This is a genomic window from Streptomyces clavifer, from assembly GCF_036345975.1.
Taxonomy (GTDB): domain Bacteria; phylum Actinomycetota; class Actinomycetes; order Streptomycetales; family Streptomycetaceae; genus Streptomyces; species Streptomyces clavifer.
This window is the reverse complement of the sequence record NZ_CP107793.1, coordinates 3,687,299-3,707,846: the sequence shown is the minus strand read 5'-3', so window position 1 is coordinate 3,707,846 and position 20,548 is coordinate 3,687,299. Positions and strand designations below refer to the sequence as shown.

At 71.1% G+C, this 20,548-nt stretch carries 17 protein-coding genes; 9 read left to right on the top strand and 8 right to left on the bottom strand.

Annotated elements, in window-relative coordinates:
• The first annotated feature begins 1 nt into the window (after position 1).
• Together OG927_RS15940 and OG927_RS15935 are read left to right on the top strand one after the other, a co-directional pair.
• Positions 2–982, top strand: coding sequence for an alpha-ketoacid dehydrogenase subunit beta (locus OG927_RS15940; protein WP_274922874.1), 981 nt, complete (start codon positions 2–4; stop codon positions 980–982).
• Between the two features lie 11 nt (positions 983–993).
• A complete protein-coding gene (locus OG927_RS15935; RefSeq protein ID WP_056793220.1) occupies positions 994–2,394 on the top strand; it encodes a dihydrolipoamide acetyltransferase family protein in 1,401 nt (466 codons plus the stop codon).
• Positions 2,395–2,541: 147 nt separating this feature from the next.
• On the opposite strand, the gene OG927_RS15930 is transcribed toward OG927_RS15935, so the two are convergent.
• Complete coding sequence (locus tag OG927_RS15930) at positions 2,542–3,441, bottom strand: D-alanyl-D-alanine carboxypeptidase family protein (RefSeq protein ID WP_079099590.1); 900 nt, start codon at positions 3,439–3,441, stop codon at positions 2,542–2,544.
• 320 nt (positions 3,442–3,761) lie between these two features.
• Between OG927_RS15930 and OG927_RS15925 the strand changes: the two genes are divergently transcribed.
• The gene (locus tag OG927_RS15925; protein WP_056793585.1) at positions 3,762–4,445 is read left to right on the top strand and encodes a GntR family transcriptional regulator; all 684 of its coding nucleotides are present in this window, start codon (positions 3,762–3,764) and stop codon (positions 4,443–4,445) included.
• Positions 4,442–5,749, top strand: a complete 1,308-nt coding sequence (locus OG927_RS15920; RefSeq protein ID WP_056793222.1) for an MFS transporter — start codon at positions 4,442–4,444, stop codon at positions 5,747–5,749. The genes OG927_RS15925 and OG927_RS15920 overlap by 4 nt, the downstream gene beginning before the upstream one ends.
• 60 nt (positions 5,750–5,809) lie before the next feature.
• Here OG927_RS15920 and OG927_RS15915 read toward each other — a convergent pair whose 3' ends face one another.
• Positions 5,810–6,634 (bottom strand): maleylpyruvate isomerase family mycothiol-dependent enzyme, encoded by an 825-nt coding sequence (locus tag OG927_RS15915; protein ID WP_056793223.1) that lies wholly within the window; start codon positions 6,632–6,634, stop codon positions 5,810–5,812.
• A gap of 199 nt (positions 6,635–6,833) precedes the next feature.
• Between OG927_RS15915 and OG927_RS15910 the strand changes: the two genes are divergently transcribed.
• Positions 6,834–7,625: a carbon-nitrogen family hydrolase gene (locus OG927_RS15910; protein ID WP_330320350.1), complete on the top strand. Its 792-nt coding sequence runs from the start codon at positions 6,834–6,836 to the stop codon at positions 7,623–7,625.
• Positions 7,626–7,660: 35 nt separating this feature from the next.
• On the opposite strand, the gene OG927_RS15905 is transcribed toward OG927_RS15910, so the two are convergent.
• Complete coding sequence (locus tag OG927_RS15905; protein ID WP_330320349.1) at positions 7,661–8,161, bottom strand: LURP-one-related/scramblase family protein; 501 nt, start codon at positions 8,159–8,161, stop codon at positions 7,661–7,663.
• Positions 8,162–8,225: 64 nt separating this feature from the next.
• Between OG927_RS15905 and OG927_RS15900 the strand changes: the two genes are divergently transcribed.
• A complete protein-coding gene (locus tag OG927_RS15900) occupies positions 8,226–10,034 on the top strand; it encodes an NHL domain-containing thioredoxin family protein (protein ID WP_124281896.1) in 1,809 nt (602 codons plus the stop codon).
• A gap of 4 nt (positions 10,035–10,038) precedes the next feature.
• Here OG927_RS15900 and OG927_RS15895 read toward each other — a convergent pair whose 3' ends face one another.
• The 5 genes from OG927_RS15895 to OG927_RS15875 form a co-directional block, all read right to left on the bottom strand.
• The gene (locus OG927_RS15895) at positions 10,039–10,734 is read right to left on the bottom strand and encodes a DUF4232 domain-containing protein (protein ID WP_330320348.1); all 696 of its coding nucleotides are present in this window, start codon (positions 10,732–10,734) and stop codon (positions 10,039–10,041) included.
• 168 nt (positions 10,735–10,902) lie between these two features.
• Entirely contained in the window at positions 10,903–13,758 is a 2,856-nt protein-coding gene (locus OG927_RS15890; RefSeq protein ID WP_330320347.1) for an AfsR/SARP family transcriptional regulator, read from the bottom strand.
• A gap of 131 nt (positions 13,759–13,889) precedes the next feature.
• Positions 13,890–14,111 carry a DUF6458 family protein gene (locus tag OG927_RS15885; RefSeq protein WP_056793586.1) on the bottom strand — a complete coding sequence of 74 codons (222 nt, stop codon included), beginning with the start codon at positions 14,109–14,111 and terminating at the stop codon, positions 13,890–13,892.
• 104 nt (positions 14,112–14,215) lie between these two features.
• Positions 14,216–15,514: a M18 family aminopeptidase gene (locus OG927_RS15880; protein ID WP_056793229.1), complete on the bottom strand. Its 1,299-nt coding sequence runs from the start codon at positions 15,512–15,514 to the stop codon at positions 14,216–14,218.
• A 302-nt stretch (positions 15,515–15,816) separates the two neighbouring features.
• Entirely contained in the window at positions 15,817–17,643 is a 1,827-nt protein-coding gene (locus OG927_RS15875; protein ID WP_056793230.1) for an acyl-CoA dehydrogenase, read from the bottom strand.
• 167 nt (positions 17,644–17,810) lie between these two features.
• Here OG927_RS15875 and OG927_RS15870 point away from each other — a divergent pair, with 167 nt between their 5' ends.
• The 3 genes from OG927_RS15870 (at position 17,811) to OG927_RS15860 (ending at position 20,548) form a co-directional block, all read left to right on the top strand.
• Complete coding sequence (locus tag OG927_RS15870; RefSeq protein ID WP_056793231.1) at positions 17,811–18,251, top strand: SseB family protein; 441 nt, start codon at positions 17,811–17,813, stop codon at positions 18,249–18,251.
• A 193-nt stretch (positions 18,252–18,444) separates the two neighbouring features.
• The gene (locus tag OG927_RS15865) at positions 18,445–19,401 is read left to right on the top strand and encodes a pirin family protein (protein WP_056793232.1); all 957 of its coding nucleotides are present in this window, start codon (positions 18,445–18,447) and stop codon (positions 19,399–19,401) included.
• A gap of 88 nt (positions 19,402–19,489) precedes the next feature.
• Positions 19,490–20,548 (top strand): AI-2E family transporter, encoded by a 1,059-nt coding sequence (locus tag OG927_RS15860; RefSeq protein WP_209470189.1) that lies wholly within the window; start codon positions 19,490–19,492, stop codon positions 20,546–20,548.

Genomic DNA, 20,548 nt, shown 5'->3' with positions numbered 1-20,548 from the left:
CGTGGCCATGGAAAAGATGTCCCTCGCGAAGGCGCTCAACGAGTCGTTGCGCAAGGCACTCGAGACCGACCCCAAGGTCCTCATCATGGGTGAGGACGTGGGGAAGCTCGGCGGGGTCTTCCGGATCACGGACGGGCTGCAGAAGGACTTCGGCGAGGACCGGGTCATCGACACCCCGCTCGCCGAGTCCGGCATCGTCGGTACGGCGATCGGACTGGCCCTGCGCGGCTACCGGCCGGTGGTCGAGATCCAGTTCGACGGCTTCGTCTTCCCCGCGTACGACCAGATCGTCACGCAGCTCGCCAAGATGCACGCCCGCTCGCTCGGCAAGATCAAGCTGCCGGTCGTCGTCCGCATCCCGTACGGCGGCGGCATCGGAGCCGTCGAGCACCACAGCGAGTCGCCCGAGGCCCTGTTCGCGCATGTGGCGGGCCTCAAGGTCGTCTCGCCCTCGAACGCGAGTGATGCCTACTGGATGATGCAGCAGGCCGTGCAGAGCGACGACCCGATCATCTTCTTCGAGCCGAAGCGGCGCTACTGGGACAAGGGGGAGCTCGACACCGAGTCCATCCCCGGGCCCCTGCACAAGGCAGCCGTGGCCCGCGAGGGCTCCGACCTCACGCTGGCCGCGTACGGCCCGATGGTGAAGGTCTGCCTGGAGGCGGCCGCGGCCGCGCAGGAGGAGGGCAAGTCGCTGGAGGTCCTGGACCTGCGGTCGATGTCCCCGATCGACTTCGACGCCGTACAGACGTCCGTGGAGAAGACCGGCCGGCTCGTGGTGGTCCACGAGGCGCCGGTGTTCTACGGATCCGGGGCCGAGATCGCCGCCAGGATCACCGAGCGGTGCTTCTACCACCTGGAAGCACCGGTGCTGAGGGTCGGCGGCTACCACGTTCCGTACCCGCCGGCCCGGCTCGAGGACGAGTACCTGCCGGGTCTCGACCGGGTGCTCGACGCCGTCGACCGCTCGCTGGCGTACTGAGGAGAGGGCACGTGACGACGATGACCGAAACGTCCGCTCGCTTCCGCGAGTTCAAGATGCCCGATGTGGGCGAAGGACTGACCGAGGCCGAGATCCTCAAGTGGTTCGTCCAGCCCGGCGACACCGTCACCGACGGCCAGGTCGTGTGCGAGGTCGAGACGGCCAAGGCCGCGGTCGAGCTGCCGATCCCGTTCGACGGGGTGGTGCACGAGCTGCGCTTCCCCGAGGGCACGACCGTCGACGTCGGCGAGGTGATCATCGCGGTGGACGTGGCGCCCGGCAGCGGTGACGCCCCCGCCGCGGAGAGGGCACCGGCGGCCGTCCAGCAGCCCGTGACGGAGGCGGAGCCCGAGGCACCCAAGGCCCGTAAGCCGGTGCTGGTCGGCTACGGCGTGTCCGAGAGCTCCACCAAGCGCCGGGCCCGCAAGGGCGTCGAGGTCCCTGGTCCGGCCGCCGCCGCGATCCAGGCAGAGATCAACGGCCACGGCGCGGTGGTCCCGGAGAGCCGGCCGCTCGCCAAGCCGCCGGTGCGCAAGCTCGCGAAGGACCTGGGGATCGACCTCGCGACGGTCACCCCGACCGGCGAGGGCGGCATCATCACCCGCGAGGACGTCCACGCGGCCGCAGTTCCGGCCGCCGCCGAGGTCCCCGCACCGTCGGCACCCGCCGTGGCCGTCCAGGCTCCGGCCGCACCCGCGGCGGCCGTCGGCGCCCGGGAGACGCGCATCCCGGTCAAGGGCGTGCGCAAGGCCATCGCGCAGGCCATGGTCGGCAGCGCCTTCACCGCGCCGCACGTCACCGAGTTCGTGACCGTCGACGTGACGCGCACGATGAAGCTGGTGGCGGAGCTCAAGGAGGACAAGGACATGGCGGGGGTGCGGGTCAACCCGCTCCTGATCATCGCCAAGGCGCTCCTGGTCGCGATCCGGCGCAACCCCGAGGTCAACGCGGCCTGGGACGAGGCCGCCCAGGAGATCGTGCAGAAGCACTACGTCAACCTGGGTATCGCTGCGGCCACCCCGCGCGGTCTGATCGTCCCGAACATCAAGGACGCGCACGACAAGACCCTGCCCCAGCTGGCCGCGTCACTGGGTGAGCTGGTCTCCACCGCGCGCGAGGGCAAGACGTCCCCCGCGGCCATGGCGGGCGGCACGGTGACCATCACGAACGTCGGCGTCTTCGGCGTCGACACGGGCACGCCGATCCTCAACCCGGGCGAGTCCGCGATCCTCGCGGTCGGGGCGATCAAGCTCCAGCCTTGGGTCCACAAGGGCAAGGTGAAGCCCCGCCAGGTGACCACGCTCGCCCTGTCGTTCGACCACCGGCTGGTCGACGGCGAGCTCGGCTCCAAGGTGCTCGCGGACGTCGCCGCGATCCTGGAGCAGCCGAAGCGGCTGATCACCTGGGCCTGAGGGCCTGCCGTCCGGATCGGGGTGCCGGGCCACGCCGGCCCGGCATGATCCGGACGAGGGCCCCCGCGCCCGCCGCACACGAAGGAGGGGCCTGCCGCACGATGCGGCAGGCCCCTCCTTGGCGTATCCGGGCGCGGGTGTCCGCGACTACTTCTTGAAGCCGTAGTCCATGAGCTTCTTCGCGTCCGAGGTACGGGTCGTCGACGAGGTCGAGGTGAGGACCGTGCCGATGACCGTCTTGCCGCTGCGGGTCGCGGCGAAGACCAGGCAGTACTTGGCCGTCGGGCCCGAGCCCGTCTTCACACCGATCGCTCCGCTGTAGGTGCCGAGCAGGGCGTTGGTGTTGGACCACGACATGTAGCGGTAGCCACCGCTCTTCGTCGTGACCTTCTGCTTCGTCGACTTCGTCTTCACGATCGCGCGGAACGTGGAGCTCTTCATCGCGCTGCTGGCGATCTTCGTCAGGTCGCGGGGCGTCGAGTAGTTCGAGCCGCTGCTGATGCCGTCGAACGAGTCGAAGTGCGTGTTCTTCAGACCGAGGCTCTTCGCGCTGGCGTTCATCTTGCCGATGAACGACTTCACCCGGGCCGCCCGGGTCGTGCCGGAGCCGAACTTGTCGGCCAGCGCGTAGGCGGCGTCGCAGCCGGACGGCAGCATCAGCCCGTACAGGAGCTGGCGGACCGTGACCTTGTCGCCGACGATCAGCCGCGCGGAGGAAGCGGTGTTGGCGACGATGTAGTCGCTGTACGCCTTCTGGACGGTGACCTTGGAGTCCAGATTCAGGTTCTTCTGGGCCAGCACCACCTTGGCCGTCATTATCTTGGTGGTGGAGCCGGTCGAGCGGCGGGTGTCCGCTGCTTTGCTGTACAGCGTCTTCGCGGTGCCGTTGTTCATCACGAAGCCGCCCTTGGCGGTGATCGTGGGAGTCGGCGGTGTCGCTGCCTGAGCTGTCGAGGCGAACGCGCTGCCCGCGAGGACGGCACCCGCGGTGAGAGCCACAGTGGCGGCAACGGTTGCGCGGTTTATGCCCTTAAGACCGGTTTTCAAGTCAAACGCTCCAAATACCCCTGGAATGCGGCCACATGAGGGTGCCGCTCGGTGGTGAGACTCATGAGGCCACCGAATGGATGTGCTGCTGCCGGGGTGATTTCGGGAGCACGTGCCCGGGTGGGGAGGATCGGGGGACGTACAGGTGGAATTCGATACCGCGGGCCGCGGGGCCCGGGGTGCGGGAGGTCCGGCCCGGGAGGAGCCGGACCGGCGCGCGTCCGGTCGCGCAGGGGCCCGGAATCGAGGCGTGCCGTGTGCGGTGAGTCCGCATCGTGGAACGTTCTGTCATGCGTTCATGTTGTATCTATGCTGTGTGCATGCCTGCCGCGCCCCCTGCTCCCGTCGAACCGGTGAAGACCTCCGCCAAGCAGCCCCCCGCTGCCGAACGCGTCTACACCCACATCAAGGAGGCGGTCCTCGACCGCCGCTACGAGGGGGGCACGCTCCTCACCGAGGGCGACCTGGCGGAAGCCGTCGGGGTGTCCCGCACGCCGGTGCGGGAGGCGCTGCTGCGGCTGGAGGTCGAGGGGCTGATCAGGCTCTACCCGAAGAAGGGTGCCCTGGTCCTCGCCGTCTCCGCGCAGGAGATCGCCGATGTCGTGGAGACCCGGTTGCTCGTCGAGGAGTTCGCCGCGCGCAAGGCCGTTCCCGCCTCGGCGCAGCTGATCGCCCGTCTGGAGCAGCTCCTGGAGGAACAGCGGCAGCTCGCGGAGGCCGGTGACCTGGCCGCCGTGGCCGTCAAGGACCGCTGCTTCCACGCCGAGATCGTGAAGCACGCGGGCAACGAGATCCTCTCCCGCCTCTACGACCAGCTCCGCGACCGGCAGTTGCGGATGGGTGTCGCCGTGATGGAGGCACACCCCGGCAGGATCGCCGCCAACATCACCGAGCACGGTGAGCTGCTGGACGCCATCAGGGCCGGCGACGCCGAAGGCGCCGCGCAGGTCGTGCGGCGCCACGTCAGCCGGGTCAAGGTGCTCGTCCGGGGTGAGGACCGGTGACGTCCGCAGCCCCCACCCTCTCCCTGCCCGGAGACCCGCCCGGTGGCCGGCGTGCCGCCTGGATCTGGGGCATCGGGGTCGCCGTCTACTTCGTCGCCATCATCTTCCGGACGAGCCTGGGCGTCGCCGGCCTCGACGCCGCCGACCGGTTCGACGTGAACGCCTCGGCCCTGTCGACGTTCTCCATCCTCCAACTGCTCGTCTACGCGGGCATGCAGATACCCGTCGGCCTGATGGTCGACCGGCTCGGGACCAAGAAGGTCCTCACCATCGGGGTGGTGCTGTTCACGCTGGGACAGCTGGGCTTCGCCCTCTCCCCCTCGTACGGCATGGCCCTCGCCTCCCGCGCCCTTCTCGGCTGCGGTGACGCGATGACGTTCATCAGTGTGCTGAGGCTCGGCGCCCGCTGGTTCCCGGCCCGGCGCGGGCCGCTGATCGGGCAGGTCGCCGCGCTCTTCGGCATGGCGGGCAACCTCGTCTCGACCCTCTTCATCGCCCGCGCGCTGCACGGATTCGGCTGGACCACCACCTTCGCGGGCAGCGCGGTGGCGGGCGTCGTGGTGCTGGTGCTGCTGCTGCTCTTCCTGAAGGACCACCCCGAGGGCCACGAGCCGCCGCCGTCCGAGCACGCCGGTTCCGCCTACGTGCGCAAGCAGCTGGCCGCCGCGTGGCGGGAGCCGGGCACCCGGCTCGGTATGTGGGTGCACTTCACCACGCAGTTCCCCGCCATGGTCTTCCTGCTGCTGTGGGGCATGCCCTTCCTGGTCGAGGCCCAGGGGCTGAGCAGGGGCACCGCCGGTGAGCTGCTCACGCTGGTGGTGCTCTCCAACATGGCGGTGGGTCTCGTCTACGGGCAGGTCATCGCCCGGCATCACGCGGCGCGCACTCCGCTGGCGCTGGGCACCGTCGCGGTGACCGCGCTGCTCTGGGCCGCCACGATCCTCCACCCCGGCGACCACGCTCCGATGTGGTTGCTGATCACCCTGTGCGTGGTGCTCGGCTCCTGCGGACCCGCGTCGATGATCGGTTTCGACTTCGCGCGGCCCGCCAACCCGCCGGAGCGTCAGGGGACTGCGTCGGGGATCGTCAACATGGGCGGCTTCGTCGCCTCGATGACCACGCTGTTCGCGGTCGGTGTCCTGCTGGACGCGACGGGCGACAACTACCGCATCGCGTTCGCCTCGGTCTTCGTGCTGGAGGCGTTCGGGGTCGTGCAGATCCTTCGGCTGCACGCCGGCGCCCGGCACCGGGAACGCGACCACCATGTCGTCAGCCGGGTGGAGGCCGTGCACGTCCCGGTATGACCGTGCCCGGCGGCGCGCCCGCCCCGGTCCGCGTACGGACGGGCGCCGCCGAACGTCCCGCTACGGCGTCACGGCGAAGTGCTGCAGGATCGTCGCCGCCAGATCCTGGTCGCCGTCGACCTTGATCCGGTCCTCCACCGCGTGCGGACGCACCCGGCCGCAGGCCAGGCGGTAGTACGTCTCCCAGTCCATCGCCAGTGTCACCGCGGGGCCGAGTGACGGCGCACCGTCGACCGAACCGCGCCCGTCGCCGTCCACGCGCACCGTGCGCAGGAATTCCACGGGGCCGTGCACATCGAGGACCACGGCTGAATTGGGCGGCGCGCCCGCGTCCTTGGCGACCACCTTCGGCAGCGCGGCGAGCAGCGTGTCGCGGGCGATCAGGGCGCCGGGGGAGTCCAGGTTGCCCGGCTGACCCAGCGTCGCCCGCAGGTCCTGCTCGTGCACCCAGGTGTCGAAGGCCCGCATGTGCAGCGCCAGTTCCAGCGTCTGTTCGGCGCCCAGCGGTGCCCGGACCATGGTCTCGGGGGCGCGCGACTCGTTGCGCAGCTGGCGCATGCGCCGGATGAGGGTGTACTCGAGTTCCGAGGTCATCTCCGGCGCCGTGTGGTGACGCCGCACGTCCACCTGCATCTCCATGTAGCGCTGGTGGTCGTTCTGCACGTGGTAGAGGTCGCGCGGAAGTGTGTGGATCGGGCGCGGATCGCCGAGCTGTTCGCACTCCATGCCGATGACGTGCGAGACGATGTCGCGCACCGACCAGCCCGGGCAGGGCGTACGGCGGTTCCACTCCCCCTCGGCGAGCGGCTTGACCAGCTCGGCTATCGACTCGACGGAGTGGGTCCAGGCATCGGCGTAGGTCTGGAGGCTGGGATGGACGGTCACGGGACCCCTCGTGCGGTTCTGCGGTGCATGGGCTGGAGAGCAGGGAGTGCCGGCGGGCTGGCCGGCACTGACGGCGCTGTCTGCGGGCTGCGTGGGAGGTTCGCTCGCTAAGTTACGCTGCGGGCAGGCACCCCGGCAGTGCTTTCGTGTGACGATCGTAGGCCCGTGTTGACGTCTCTCATGCCAGGACGGTGGTAGTGTGCTCGCCTCCCTCATCCAGATCGCAGTAAATCCGGACGAAACCACCAATTCCCGCAGGGAGCGCGCGGCCTCACTGGTGGTCGCGCAGCGTGGTGCGGACCTGGTCGTCCTTCCCGAACTCTGGCCGGTCGGCGCCTTCGCCTACACCGTGTTCGACGAGGAGGCCGAACCGCTGCGGGGCCCCACGCACGAGGTGATGGCCGAGGCCGCGGCCGAGGCCGGCGTCTGGCTGCACGCGGGGTCCTTCGTGGAGCGCGCCGAGGACGGCACCCTCTACAACACCTCACTCGTCTTCACGCCCGAGGGCGAGCGGGCCGCCGCGTACCGCAAGATCCACCGCTTCGGCTTCGACAAGGGCGAGGCGGTGATGATGGGCGCCGGTGCGGAGCTCGTCACCGTCGCCCTGCCGCAGACCACCCTGGGCCTCGCCACCTGCTACGACCTGCGCTTCCCCGAGATGTTCCGCGGGCTCGTCGACGCGGGGGCCGAGACGCTGGTCGTCGCGGCGGGCTGGCCGGAGCGCCGCCGCTCGCACTGGACGCTGCTGGCGCAGGCCCGCGCCGTCGAGAACCAGGCGTACGTCCTGGCCGTCGGTACTGCGGGAACGCACGCCGGGGTCGATCAGGCCGGGCACAGCATCGTCGTCGACCCGTGGGGCGAGGTGCTCGCGGAGGCGGGGGCGGGCGAGGAGGTCCTCAGCGTGGAGTTCGACCCGGCGAGGACCGTCACCACCCGTGAGCAGTTCCCCGCCCTCAAGGACCGCCGACTGGGGCTCGCCCCGCCGCGCTGAGCCTGTTTCACGTGAAACAGGGAGCCCGACGGGGCTCAGTCCCCTCCGTCGTCCTTCTCCTTGTCGGCGAGGACGATCACGCACACCGCGACCGCGACGAGCAGTGGCACGTCGGCGTCCTCCCGGACGATGTCGATGCCGTAGGTGTCCCGGACGGTCAGCCATCGCCGGGAGATCTGCGCGAGCAGTTCGCCGTCGTAGTCGATCGCGAACTCACGGTCCAGGATCTTGCCGCTGACATCGAGCTCGGTGCCGTCCACCAGGGTCACGCGGTAGTGGTTGCGGAGCAGTGAGAGCCGCTTCCGCTTGACCTTGGCGAGCTCCTCGCCGTCGCGCTCGACGATCATCGTGTCGCGCAGGCTGATCAGCTTCTGGCGGATGTCCACCAGCACCCTGCCGTCGGCGTCCTTCAGTTCGAACGTGTCGCGGAGCCGCATCGCCTTGCCGTCGACGAGGAAGACCTTGTGTCCGTCCGCGTCCTCGATCCAGTAGTCGTCGCCGATGGCGAACAGGCGCTCACGCACGAGAAGTCTCATGGATCACAGGTTCCCCGACGCCCCGCCGGAATGCGCGCAGGCCGCGGTGATGTTGACTGGTGGCATGACAGCACGTGCACGCGTCCGCGCCCCCGAACTGATCGGCAAGGGCGGCTGGCTCAATACAGGCGACCAGCAGTACACCCTCGCTGATCTGCGAGGACGCATCGTGATCCTGGACTTCTGGACGTTCTGCTGCGTGAACTGTCTGCATGTCCTCGATGAGCTGCGCGAGCTGGAGGAGAAGCACCGCGACACCGTGGTGATCATCGGTGTCCACTCTCCGAAGTTCGTCCACGAGGCGGAGCACCAGGCGGTCGTCGACGCCGTCGAGCGCTACGCGGTGCACCACCCCGTCCTCGACGACCCCGAGCTCGCCACCTGGAAGCAGTACGCCGTGCGCGCGTGGCCGACGCTCGTCGTCGTCGACCCGGAGGGCTACGTCGTCGCCCAGCACGCGGGCGAGGGCCACGCGCACGCCATCGAGAAGCTCGTCCAGGAGCTGGAGGACGAGCACGCCGCCAAGGGCACCCTGCGCCGCGGCGACGGCCCCTACGTCGCTCCCGAGCCGGTCGCCACGCATCTGCGGTTCCCCGGCAAGGCGCTCGCCCTCGCCGACGGCGGCTTCCTGGTCTCCGACACGACCCGGCACCGGCTGGTCGAGCTGGACGCGGACGGCGAGACCGTGCGCAGGCACTTCGGTTCCGGTACGCGCGGTTTCACGGACGGCGGCCCCTCCGAGGCCGAGTTCAGCGAGCCGCAGGGCCTCGCGCTCCTGCCCGACGGGCGGATCGCCGTCGCGGACACGGTCAACCACGCGATCAGGGCCCTCGACCCCGCCACGGGCCTGACCACAACGCTCGCCGGCACGGGCCGTCAGTGGTGGCAGGGTTCCGCCACCAGCGGCCCGGCCACGGAGGTCGACCTCTCCTCGCCGTGGGACATCGCCTGGTTCGACGAGCGGCTGTGGATCGCCATGGCCGGGGTGCACCAGCTGTGGACCTACGACCCCGCCACGGGCACCGTGCGGGTCGCCGCGGGCACGACCAACGAGGGGCTGGTCGACGGGCCCGGCGCCGAGGCGTGGTTCGCGCAGCCGTCCGGCCTCGCGGCGGCCGGTGACCGGCTCTGGGTCGCCGACTCGGAGACCTCCGCACTGCGGTACGTGGACCTGGAGGGCACCGTCCACACCGCCGTCGGTACCGGACTCTTCGACTTCGGGCACCGGGACGGCCCCGCGGAGCAGGCACTCCTGCAGCACCCGCTGGGCGTCACAGCCCTGCCCGACGGCTCCGTGGCCGTCAGCGACACGTACAACCACGCGCTGCGGCGCTACGACCCGGAGAGCGGCGAGGTCACCACGCTGGCCACGGACCTGCGGGAACCGAGCGGCGCCGTGCTCGTCGACGGCGACCTGGTCGTCGTCGAGTCCGCACGGCACCGGCTGACCCGGCTGCGGCTCCCCGAGGAGGCCGTACGGGTCGCCGACCGGGCCCACCGCACCCAGCGAGCAGCCACGGAGGTCGCCGGGACGCTCCGCCTCGACGTGGTCTTCCAGGCCCCCGCGGGCCAGAAGCTGGACACCCGGTACGGCCCCTCGACCCGTCTGCTGGTCTCCTCGACCCCGCCGGAACTGCTGGCCGGGGGATCGGGGCAGGGCACGGACCTGGGCCGCGACCTCCGCCTGGCGGAGGGCTTCACCGAGGGCGTCCTGCACGTGTCCGCGATGGCGGCCTCCTGCGACGACGACCCGGCGAACGAGTACCCGGCCTGCCACGTGCACCAGCAGGACTGGGGGGTTCCCGTCCGCGTCACCGCCGACGGGGTCTCCAGGCTCCCGCTGGTACTGGCCGGGATGGACGAGCGGGCCTGACGGCTCAGAAGTCGTCGGCGCCGTTGCGCAGCTCGTACGTCCAGTAGCCGGTCGCCCACGCGGCCGGATCGACGGCGAGGCCCTCGGCGCCGGGGGCCTTCACGATGGCCATGCCGCCGTTGCCCGGAAGCGTGACGGAGAAGTCCTCCACGGTCTGCACGTCCTCGTCCATCCCGCCGTCCGACAGCTTCACCAGCGCGTACGCGGGCGCACCGGCCTCGAGCACGACCGGGGCGGCGGGCTTGCTCCTGTCCACGGCCGGGACGGTCCCCCGGGCGTTCTCCAGGAAGCGGATCTCCGGGAAGCCGTCCAGCCGGCAGCTGTGGCCCGAGGTGTTCTTCGCCGTCAGGACGATGTGCGTGTAGGGCGGGCCGTCCTGGAGCGCCGCGCCGATCTGCAGGCCCTTGGTGGTGCAGGCGGGAGCGGACGACGAGGAGCCGCCGGTGTCCTTCGTGGCGGAGGTCTGCGTGCCGCCCGCCCCGTCCGACGCACCGGCGGCCCGGGCGGTGCCGCTGTCCTTCGCCGCGCCGGTGTCCCGCGCGGTCGCCGCCGTCGAGGAGGCTGCGGCCGGCGCGGCAGCGTCCGCCGGGCCGGCGGACTTCGTGCCGGTGCCGTCGTCACCGCAGGCGGTGAGGGCCAGGGCGAGCACCGCCGTGGACACGGCGCCGAGGACGGTGGTGCGGTTGCGGAACGTACGCATGGAGATTCCCCCGTGGGTGTGGTGGTGGCGCGGAGCGAGGCGCCCGCCTGGTCCGGGCGGAGCGCCTCCGATCTGCTGACATCCATGAGTCTGGCCCCCGCCCCTCACGTCCCGCTGCTGTCCCGCTGACGTCCTGCTGACGTCCGTCGGTGAGGCTCCGGGTGGGCGTCAGCCCTCGTCCGCGAGCCGCTGGAGCGCCTGCTCGTACCGCTTCCGGTACTCCGCGCCCCCGGTCACGCGCAACAGGGCCGCCAGGGCCTTCACCGCACCTTCCTCATAACCCGTGCGTTCCGCTTCGGTCGCCGCCCGGTCCAGCAGCAGGATTCCCTCGTCCCGCCCGCCGAGCGCCAGACGGGCCTCGCCGCTGATGGCCAGCAGCAGGCTCCGGCGTGCCGCCTCCTCGTGCTCGGGGCCCAGGTCGAGTGCGGTCCGGGCGGCTTCGAGCGCGTCCTCGGGCAGGCCCGCGGTGAGCCGCATCCGGGCGAGGTGCTGCAGGCCGAGCATCTCGGTGTGCCGGTCCTCCTCCTCGCGCGCCAGCCGGACGGCGCGGGAGCAGCCCTCCAGCGCCGTCGCGAGATCGCCCTGCTCGGCCTGGACGACCGCGAGGTTGATCAGTGCCGTCGCCTCGCCCAGTCGGTCGCCCGCCTCCCTGGCGAGGCCGGGCGAACGCTCCAGCAGGGCGATGGCCTCGGCCGTCCTGCCCTCCTCCGTCAGCACCCACCCCAGCAGGTTTCGCACCCTCGACTCCGCGTACGCGTCCCGCTGGGCGCGGGCGGAGTCCAGGGCCAGTTCCAGCAGGGGGGCCCAGCTGTCCCGGACCCGCCACACGACCTGCGGCCACTGCAGCAGGATGATCCGCCAGGCCCGGTCGTGGAGCCCTGCGGACCGGGCCGCGACGGCGGCCAGGGCCAGGTCGTCGCGTTCGGCTGCGAGCCAGCGCATCGCCACCGCCCGGTCGGTGAAGTCCCGGACCGCGGTGGGGCGGTGGAAGTTGTCCGGCAGGACGAAGCAGGGCTCACCGCCGGGCTCGGCGGTGTCGGCCGCGGCGAGGGCCGTGGCGATGTAGTGGTCGAGGACCCTGACGAGGGCTTCGGACCCGGAGGCGGGGTCGAGCCCGCGCGCGTAGAGGCGCACCAGGTCGTGCAGCACCCAGCGCCCGGGCGCCGTCTCGGTCACGAGGTGGGCGGCGCCGAGCCGTTCCAGCGCCGCCGCGGCGGACACCGGGTCCGTCCCGGCGAGAGCGGCGGCCGTGTACGGGTCGAAGTGGCTGCCGGGGTGGTGGCCCAGCCGGCCCAACTGGTGCACGGCGTCCGGCGGCAGCTGCTGCACGGTCAGCCGCAGCGCCGCGGAGACGCCGAGGTCGTCCACGTCGAGATACGTCAGCCGGCTGCGTTCGTCGGCCAGTTCGGCGGCGAGCCCGGCGAGGGTCCGGTGCGGTCGCCCGGCCAGCCGGGCCGCCGTCACGCGCAGGGCGAGCGGCAGGCCGCCGCAGAGCTCGGCGAGCCGGTGCGCGGCCACCGGCTCGGCGAGGACCCGTTCCTCGCCGAGCACTCCGGCGAGCAGCGCCGTGCCGTCGTGGGGTTCGAGCGTGTCGAGGGGGACGGGACGGGCCGCGTCCGAGGCGATGAGCCCTTCCATCCGGTGCCGGCTGGTGACCAGGGTGACGCAGTCGGTGCCGCCCGGGAGCAGTTGCCGGACCGTCGCGGAGTCGCGGGCGTTGTCGAGGACCACGAGCAGCCGGCGCCGGTCGGTCAGGGAGCGGAAGAGCGCGGCCGCGGCGGGGACGGACTCGGGAACGCGGCGCGGTGCGACACCGAGCGCCAGCAGGAACTCGCGCAGGACGTCGGTCAGCGGGGTCTCGCCGGTCTCGCTGAAGCCGCGCAGGTCGGCGAAGAGCCGCCCGTCCGGGAAGGCGGAGCTGTGATGGGCCCACTGGAGGGCCAGCGCCGTCTTGCCGACACCGGCCGGCCCGGTGACCAGGCAGACGGGTGCCTGGCCCGCCGCCGCCCGGGTGAGCGCGGCCAGTTCGGCCGCCCGGCCGTGGAAGCCGCGGGGCGCGCGGGGCAGCAGATCGGCGGGATGGGGGCCGCCCGGGGGCGCCACCGGGAGGTCGTGGTGCGGGGTGCCGCCGGCGACCGGTGGCCCGGAGCCCTCCCCGGACCGACGGGCCGCGGGCACGGTACCGTCCCCGCCCGCGGAGCCGGGGGACGGATCGTGCGGTGCCGTGCCAGGACCCCCGGCCGGCAGTGCCGCGTCCGTCCCGTTCCGGTGGGCTGCGGGCTCGGGGTCGCCCCGAAGGATCAGCGCGTAGGCGTCGGCGAGTTCACGGCCCGGGTCGATGCCGAGCTCGTCCGCGAGCAGCCGCCTCGTGCGGTGGAACCAGTCCAGTGCCTCCGACTGGCGCCCGGCCCGGTACAGCGCCCTTATCAGGGCCGCCGCCAGCGACTCGCGCATCGGATGCCCGGCCGCCTCCGCCCGCAGCACGGACGCGGCGCGATGGTGTTCGCCCATCGCCGTCCAGGCGAGGGCCAGTTGCTCGACCGTCGCCAGCCGTGACTCCTCCAGCGTGTGCGCGGCCGCCTGGAGCGGCGGCCCGGTGAAGGCACCGCTGAGCGCCGGGCCCTGCCAGAGCGACAGCGCCTCCGTGAGCATCAGCACGGAGTCGGCGGGGCTGCGCTGCTGCCGTGCCAGCATCAGCAGCTCCTCGAACCGCTGGGAGTCCAGCAGGGTCTCCGGCACCCGGAGCAGGTACGCGTCGCCGAGGGTGACGAGCTCCACCCCGTACGCCGCCGCGTCCGCGCCCACCAGGAGGGCGCGCAGGCGTGAGACGTGCCCCTGGATGACGCTGCGGGCGTGCAGCGGGGGCATGTCGTCCCACAGGGAGTCCGTCAGCCTGGAGACCGGGACCGGGGTGTTGGCGGACAGCAGCAGAGCGGCCAGCAGGCTGCGCCGCTTGGCGGGCCCGAGCGGCAGCGGTCCGGTGAGCGTCTCGACGGAAACCGTGCCGAGCAGCCGGAACTCCACGTGGTGCTTTCCTTCCGGGCGGGATGCACCCGGGGTGGGGGCCCGGATCGGGTCCCAGAATATCGGGGCACCGCCGAGCCGACGAAGGATCGTGCCGGGTCGGCGGGAGCGGCCCGCCCGCGTTCCTCAGGTCACTGGTAGCGGCGCTCGTCCTCCGCGACGACCGTGGTGGTGGGCGGCACGACCATGCGGCGCCGACGCGCGATGCTCACGTAGACGAAGACCCCGACGAGACCGACCAGCATCATGATCCAGCCGACCATGTCGACGTTGACGGTGTCGAGCTTCCAGTCGGTGGCGAAAGCGAGAATCGCCCCGGCACCGATCAGGAGAATGCATCCTCCGAGTCCCATGAATTCCGCCTCCTCGACCGCCCGGTGCATCCGGGCCGGTGTACGGGTCGCGTACCCGGCCCGGCAACAACCATGTCCCGGTGGCCCGTTGGGGAAGCGGAGGATCAGCCGGCGAGGAACGTCGCGAGCGCCCCGGCCAGCAGATACGGGTCGTCCGCGCCGCACAGCTCACGGGCACTGTGCATCGACAGGATCGCCACGCCGATGTCGACGGTCTGGATGCCGTGCCGGGCGGCGGTGATCGGGCCGATCGTGGTGCCGCAGGGCATCGAGTTGTTGGAGACGAAGGTCTGCCAGGGCACTCCCGCCTTCTCGCAGGCCGCGGCGAACACGGCCCGCCCGCTGCCGTCGGTCGCGTACCGCATATTGACGTTGATCTTGAGGATCGGCCCGCCGTTGGCCACGGGGTGGTGCGTCGGGTCGTGGCGCTCGCCGTAGTTGGGGTGGACCGCGTGGCCGGTGTCGGAGGAGAGGCAGACGGTCCCGGCGAACGCCCGGGCCCGGTCCTCGTACGAGCCGCCGCGGGCGAACACGGAGCGCTCCAGGACGCCGCCGAGCAGCGGGCCGTCCGCGCCGGTGTCGGACTGCGAGCCGTTCTCCTCGTGGTCGAAGGCGGCCAGCACGGGGATGTAGGGGATCTGGTCGTCCGGCAGGCCGGCCACGGCGGCCAGTGCCGCCGTCCCGGCGTGCACGGAGATCAGGTTGTCCATGCGCGGCCCGGCCAGCAGCTCACGGTCGCGGCCCAGGTAGGCGGGCGGCTCGACGGGGTGCGGCATCAGGTCCCAGCCGGTCACGTCCGCCGGGTCGACGCCCGCCTCCTCGGCCACGAAGCGGATGAGGTCGCCCTCGCGGACCTCACCGAGCCCCCAGACCGGTTGCATGTGCTTCTGGCGGTCGAGCTTGAGGCCCTCGGTGTTGGCGGAGCGGTCCAGGTGCACGGCCAGCTGCGGTACGCGCAGCAGCGGCCGGTCGATGTTCACCAGACGGTGGGTCCCGTCGCGGAGCGAGATCCGCCCGGCCAGACCGAGGTCCCGGTCGAGCCAGGTGTTGAGGAGCGTCCCGCCGTAGATCTCGACGGCGACCTGGCGCCAGCCGTGCGAACCCGTGTCGGGCTGCGGCTTGACCCGGAGGTTGGGGGAGTCGGTGTGCGCTCCGGCGATCCTGAACGGGGTGTGCGCCGCGGCACCCTCCGGCACGTACCAGGCGACGATCGCGCCGCCGCGCAGCACGTACTTCCCACCCGTGGTGGCGTCCCACGCCGCCGTCTCCTCGACCTGCCGGAAACCGGCCTTCTCCAGCCGCGCGGCAGCGGTGGCCACGGCGTGGTACGGGGTGGGGCCGGCCATGAGGAAGGCCATCAGGTCGTCGGTGTGCCCGCGGTCGAAGCGGAGGGGAGAGCTCATGTTCTTCACTGTAACGACGGCTGCCCCGGGGGGTTCACGGCGGACAGCCGTCACCCGCGGCCCTCGTCCGGAAAGCATCGCCGGTACCCGCCGGGCCCGGGTTTCCGCGCGCGGTTCGGCGCCGTTCCGCGCCCGCGGTGCGGTCCGCGGGCAGCACGGCCGCTCAGCCCGCTCCCGGCTGCGCCCGCCGGTTTCACATCCATGACCGCATCCGCCCCGGGGCCCGCCCGCGGTCATGGATACGGCCCGCCCCCGGCAGGGGACGGGCCGTATCCATCGCTGTGCGCAGAGCGTGGAAAAGACTAGAACGCGGCCTCGTCCAGCTCCATCAGCGAGTTGTCCACGGTCTCGGCGAGCGCGCGCTCGGCCGAGACGCCCGGCAGGATGTTCGCGGCGAAGAACTTCGCAGCGGCGATCTTGCCCCGGTAGAAGGCGACGTCCTTCGCGGAGGCGGTCGGCAGCTTCTCGGCCGCCACGGCCGCACCCTTGAGCAGCAGGTAACCGACGACCACGTCGCCGGAGGCCATGAGCAGGCGGGTGGTGTTGAGGCCGACCTTGTAGATGTTCTTGACGTCCTCGCCGGTCGCGGTGAGGTCGGTGATCATCGTCCCGACGATCGCCTCCAGGTCCACGGCGGCCTTGGCGAGGTTGTCCAGGGCGCCCGACAGCTCCTCGTCGCCCTGGGCGCCGGCGAGGAACTTCTTGATCTCCTCGGACAGGGTGTTCAGCGAGGCGCCCTGGTCACGGACGATCTTCCGGAAGAAGAAGTCCTGGCCCTGGATCGCCGTCGTGCCCTCGTACAGGGTGTCGATCTTGGCGTCACGGATGTACTGCTCGATCGGGTACTCCTGGAGGTACCCGGAGCCGCCGAAGGTCTGGAGCGACTGCGCGAGCTGCTCGTAGGACTTCTCGGAGCCGTAGCCCTTCACGATCGGCAGCAGCAGGTCGTTGAGGCCGATCAGCGCCTTGGCGTCCTCGCCCGCGGCCTCCTTCACCTGGATCTCGTCCTGGACGGAGGCGGTGTACAGCACGAGGGAGCGCATGCCCTCCGCGTACGCCTTCTGCGTCATCAGGGACCGGCGCACGTCGGGGTGGTGCGTGATGGTGACCTTGGGCGCCGTCTTGTCCATGAACTGCGACAGGTCGGTGCCCTGCACGCGCTCCTTGGCGTACTCCAGCGCGTTGAGGTAGCCCGTCGACAGGGTGGCGATGGCCTTCGTGCCGACCATCATGCGGGCGAACTCGATGATGCGGAACATCTGACGGATGCCGTCGTGCTTGTCACCGATGAGCCAGCCCTTGGCGGGGTGCTGGTCGCCGAAGGTCATCTCGCAGGTGTTGGACGCCTTGAGGCCCATCTTGTGCTCGACGTTCGTCGCGTACACGCCGTTGCGCTCGGCGAGCTCGCCGGTGGTCCAGTCGAAGTGGAACTTCGGGACCATGAAGAGGGAGAGGCCCTTGGTGCCCGGGCCCGCGCCCTCGGGGCGCGCCAGCACGTAGTGGATGATGTTCTCGGACATGTCGTGCTCGCCCGAGGTGATGAAGCGCTTCACACCCTCGATGTGCCAGGAGCCGTCCTCCTGCTCGACCGCCTTCGTGCGGCCGGCGCCCACGTCCGAACCGGCGTCCGGCTCGGTCAGCACCATCGTCGAGCCCCACTGCTTCTCGACGGCGATCTCGGCGATCTTCTTCTGCGCCTCGTTGCCCTCGTCGAAGAGGATTCCGGCGAAGGCCGGGCCGGAGGAGTACATCCAGACCGCCGGGTTGGCACCGAGCAGCGTCTCCGCGTAGCCCCAGATCAGGGAGCGGGGCGAGGTGGTGCCGCCGATCTCCTCGGGGAGTCCCAGGCGCCAGTACTCGGAGTCCATGAACGCCTTGTATGACTTCTTGAAGGAGTCCGGGACCGGCGCGGTGTTGGTCTCGGGGTCGAAGACCGGCGGGTTGCGGTCGGCGTCGGCGTACGACTCGGCGAGCTCGTTCTCCGCGAGGCGGGTGGTCTCGTCCAGGATGGTCTTCGCGGTGTCGACGTCCATCTCCGCGAACGGTCCGGTGCCGTACAGCTTGTCGCGCCCGAGGACCTCGAAGAGGTTGAACTCGATGTCGCGGAGATTCGACTTGTAGTGCCCCATGGGAAGGCTCCGTAATCAATAGCAGTGGCGCGCAGCGCCCCGTGGAGGGGTGAGGAACGGGCGACGGGCCGGCCGAGGTGTGTCAGCTGACTCCTCCGATGATGCTACCCGTCAGTAATAAGACGCAACCCCTCAAGGCTCAGATGTGTCCGATTACTCTTTGTGGCATGTATGGCTACGACCAGAACCAGGGCGCACAGCAGCAGATGGGTGGCGGCTACGGCGAGCAGCCGCTGTATCCCGAACCCTCGCCGCCGTCCCTGGCCGACGCGGTACGGGCCTTCACGACCGGGTCGCTGTCCGCTGAGGACTTCCAGCAGATCTTCGCGACGTCGAAGGTCTACTGCCCGCGCGGTGACAATCCCGGTTTCCTGGCACTCCACAACACCCAGCAGCCGGTGATCCCCATGTTCACCACGCTCAAGGAGCTCCGCCGGTACGCGGGCAAGGAGTCCAAGTACTTCGTGATCACCGGGGCCGAGGTGATCGACCTGCTGCCGACCGGCTACGGCTTCGTCCTGGACATGGAGGGTGACCACCGCATGGTCTTCGACGCCAAGGCGGTGGAGCAGATGGTCGACTTCGCGATGCGCCGTATGTACGGCTAGAGGCGCAGGCGCGGCTGGAGCCGCCCGCCCGGATGGTGCCGGGCGGACGGGCCGGCCGCCGTTGAGAGGGGTCCGCACCGACCGGGTGCGGGCCCCTTTCCGGTGCGTGGGGACGCGGGGGAATGGATTCCGCCTTGCAAGATGTTCACCATTCAACTAACTTGGTGGCAGAAGACTCCCGGAGGTGGCTCCCATGCCCGCAGTGACCGTCGAAAACCCGCTGACCCTGCCGAAGGTCACGGCCCCGGCCGAGGCCGTGGCACGTCCCGTGCTCACCGTCACGACCGCGCCCAGCGGTTTCGAGGGCGAGGGGTTCCCGGTGCGGCGCGCCTTCGCCGGGATCAACTACCGGCACCTCGACCCGTTCATCATGATGGACCAGATGGGTGAGGTGGAGTACGCGGCCGGCGAGCCCAAGGGCACCCCCTGGCACCCGCACCGCGGCTTCGAGACCGTCACCTACATCATCGACGGAAGCTTCATCCACCAGGACAGCAACGGCGGTGGCGGCTCCATCGAGAACGGCGACACCCAGTGGATGACGGCCGGCAGCGGCCTGCTCCACATCGAGACGCCGCCCGAGGCGCTCGTCATCTCCGGCGGCCTCTTCCACGGCCTCCAGCTCTGGGTGAACCTGCCCAAGTCGGACAAGATGATGGCCCCGCGCTACCAGGACATCCGCGGTGGCCAGGTCCAGCTCCTCGCCTCCCCGGACGGCGGCGCGCTCCTGCGTGTCATCGCCGGTGACCTGGACGGCCACGAGGGCCCGGGTATCACCCACACCCCGATCACCATGGTCCACGCGACGGTCCGGCCGGGCGCCGAGGTGACCCTGCCGTGGCGCGAGGACTTCAACGGCCTCGCGTACGTCATGGCCGGTCGCGGGAGCGTGGGCGAGGAGCGCCGTCCGGTCCGCATGGGGCAGACGGCGGTGTTCGGCAAGGGATCCTCGCTGACCGTCCGTGCCGACGAGGCGCAGGACGGCAACACCCCGGACCTGGAGGTCGTGCTGCTCGGCGGGCGTCCGATCCGTGAGCCGATGGCGCACTACGGACCGTTCGTGATGAACACCCAGGACGAGCTCAAGCAGGCCTTCGAGGACTTCCAGGCGGGCCGCCTCGGCACGGTGCCCGCGGTCCACGGCATGTGACGGAGCACGCGGCGGTACGGGTGACGGCCAGTCACCCGTACGCCCGTGAGGGCGGGCCGCTCCCGCCCCTCCGTGATCGGGTGGGAGGGTGTCCTCCCGGAAGCCCCTCCTGCCCGACAGCGCGCGGCGGACGGCCGCCTGGTGCGGCGTCCTGCTCCTGGTCGCCGGGGTCGCGGCGGTGGCCGTCTGGCTGAGCATCGCGCTCAAGACCGCTGTCACTCCCGTCCTCCTGGCCCTGCTCGGCACGGCGCTGCTCGGGCCGGTGCACCGCTGGCTGACCGCACACGGGGTGAACAGGTCGCTGGCCGCGGGGCTCACCTGTGCGGTGCTCGTCGGGGTGGTCGGGGGCGCCGGATACATCGTGGTCACCGCGCTGGTCGACACCGGCGCCCAGATCGTGGCCTCGCTCAAGGACGCCGCCCAGTGGGTCATCGACCACTTCGACATCGCCGGTGTCGCGAACGTCGACGATCTCGCCGACAACGCCAGGGGCCTCGTCGGGAAGTTCGGCGCGAGTGCCGCGGGCGGGCTGCTCACCGGCATCAGCCTCATCGGCTCCCTCGTCACCACGGCCATCCTGACCCTGCTGCTGACGTTCTTCTTCCTGCGCGACTCCGACCGTGCCCCCCACCTCGCCCACAGCGTCGCCCCGCGCGGCACCGGCGACCTCGTGGAGGCCATGGGGCGCAGGGCCTTCGAGGCCGTCGAGGGCTTCATGCGCGGCACCACGTTCATCGCCCTCATCGACGCGGTGTGCATCACCGTCGGCCTGCTGATCCTTCGGGTGCCGGGCGCCGTGGGGCTGGGGGCACTCGTCTTCGTCGGCGCCTACATCCCGTATCTCGGGGCCTTCATCTCCGGGGCCGTCGCCGTACTGGTCGCCCTCGCGGACCGGGGCTTCGTGATCGCGCTCTGGGTGCTGGGCGTCGTGGTCGCCGTCCAGGTCCTCGAGGGGCACGTGCTGCAGCCCGCGATCCAGAGCCGCACCGTCCAGATGCACCCCGCCACGATCATGGTCGCGCTGACCGCGGGGGCGAGCGTCGCGGGCCTGCTGGGCATGCTGCTCGCGGTGCCGCTGTGCGCCGCGGTGTTCGGTGTGATCGGCGAGCTGCGCAAGGGCGACGGGCTGCTTCCGGAACGCTCATGA

Excerpts from the sequence above, each read along its gene's own strand:
- OG927_RS15905 (WP_330320349.1), bottom strand. The coding sequence starts at position 8,161 with ATGAGACTTCTCGTGCGTGAGCGCCTGTTCGCCATCGGCGACGACTAC.
- OG927_RS15895 (WP_330320348.1), bottom strand. The coding sequence starts at position 10,734 with ATGCGTACGTTCCGCAACCGCACCACCGTCCTCGGCGCCGTGTCCACG.
- OG927_RS15885 (WP_056793586.1), bottom strand. The coding sequence starts at position 14,111 with ATGGGACTCGGAGGATGCATTCTCCTGATCGGTGCCGGGGCGATTCTC.
- OG927_RS15900 (WP_124281896.1), top strand. The coding sequence starts at position 8,226 with ATGACAGCACGTGCACGCGTCCGCGCCCCCGAACTGATCGGCAAGGGC.
- OG927_RS15865 (WP_056793232.1), top strand. The coding sequence starts at position 18,445 with ATGCCCGCAGTGACCGTCGAAAACCCGCTGACCCTGCCGAAGGTCACG.
- OG927_RS15875 (WP_056793230.1), bottom strand. The coding sequence starts at position 17,643 with ATGGGGCACTACAAGTCGAATCTCCGCGACATCGAGTTCAACCTCTTC.
- OG927_RS15870 (WP_056793231.1), top strand. The coding sequence starts at position 17,811 with ATGTATGGCTACGACCAGAACCAGGGCGCACAGCAGCAGATGGGTGGC.
- OG927_RS15880 (WP_056793229.1), bottom strand. The coding sequence starts at position 15,514 with ATGAGCTCTCCCCTCCGCTTCGACCGCGGGCACACCGACGACCTGATG.
- OG927_RS15925 (WP_056793585.1), top strand. The coding sequence starts at position 3,762 with ATGCCTGCCGCGCCCCCTGCTCCCGTCGAACCGGTGAAGACCTCCGCC.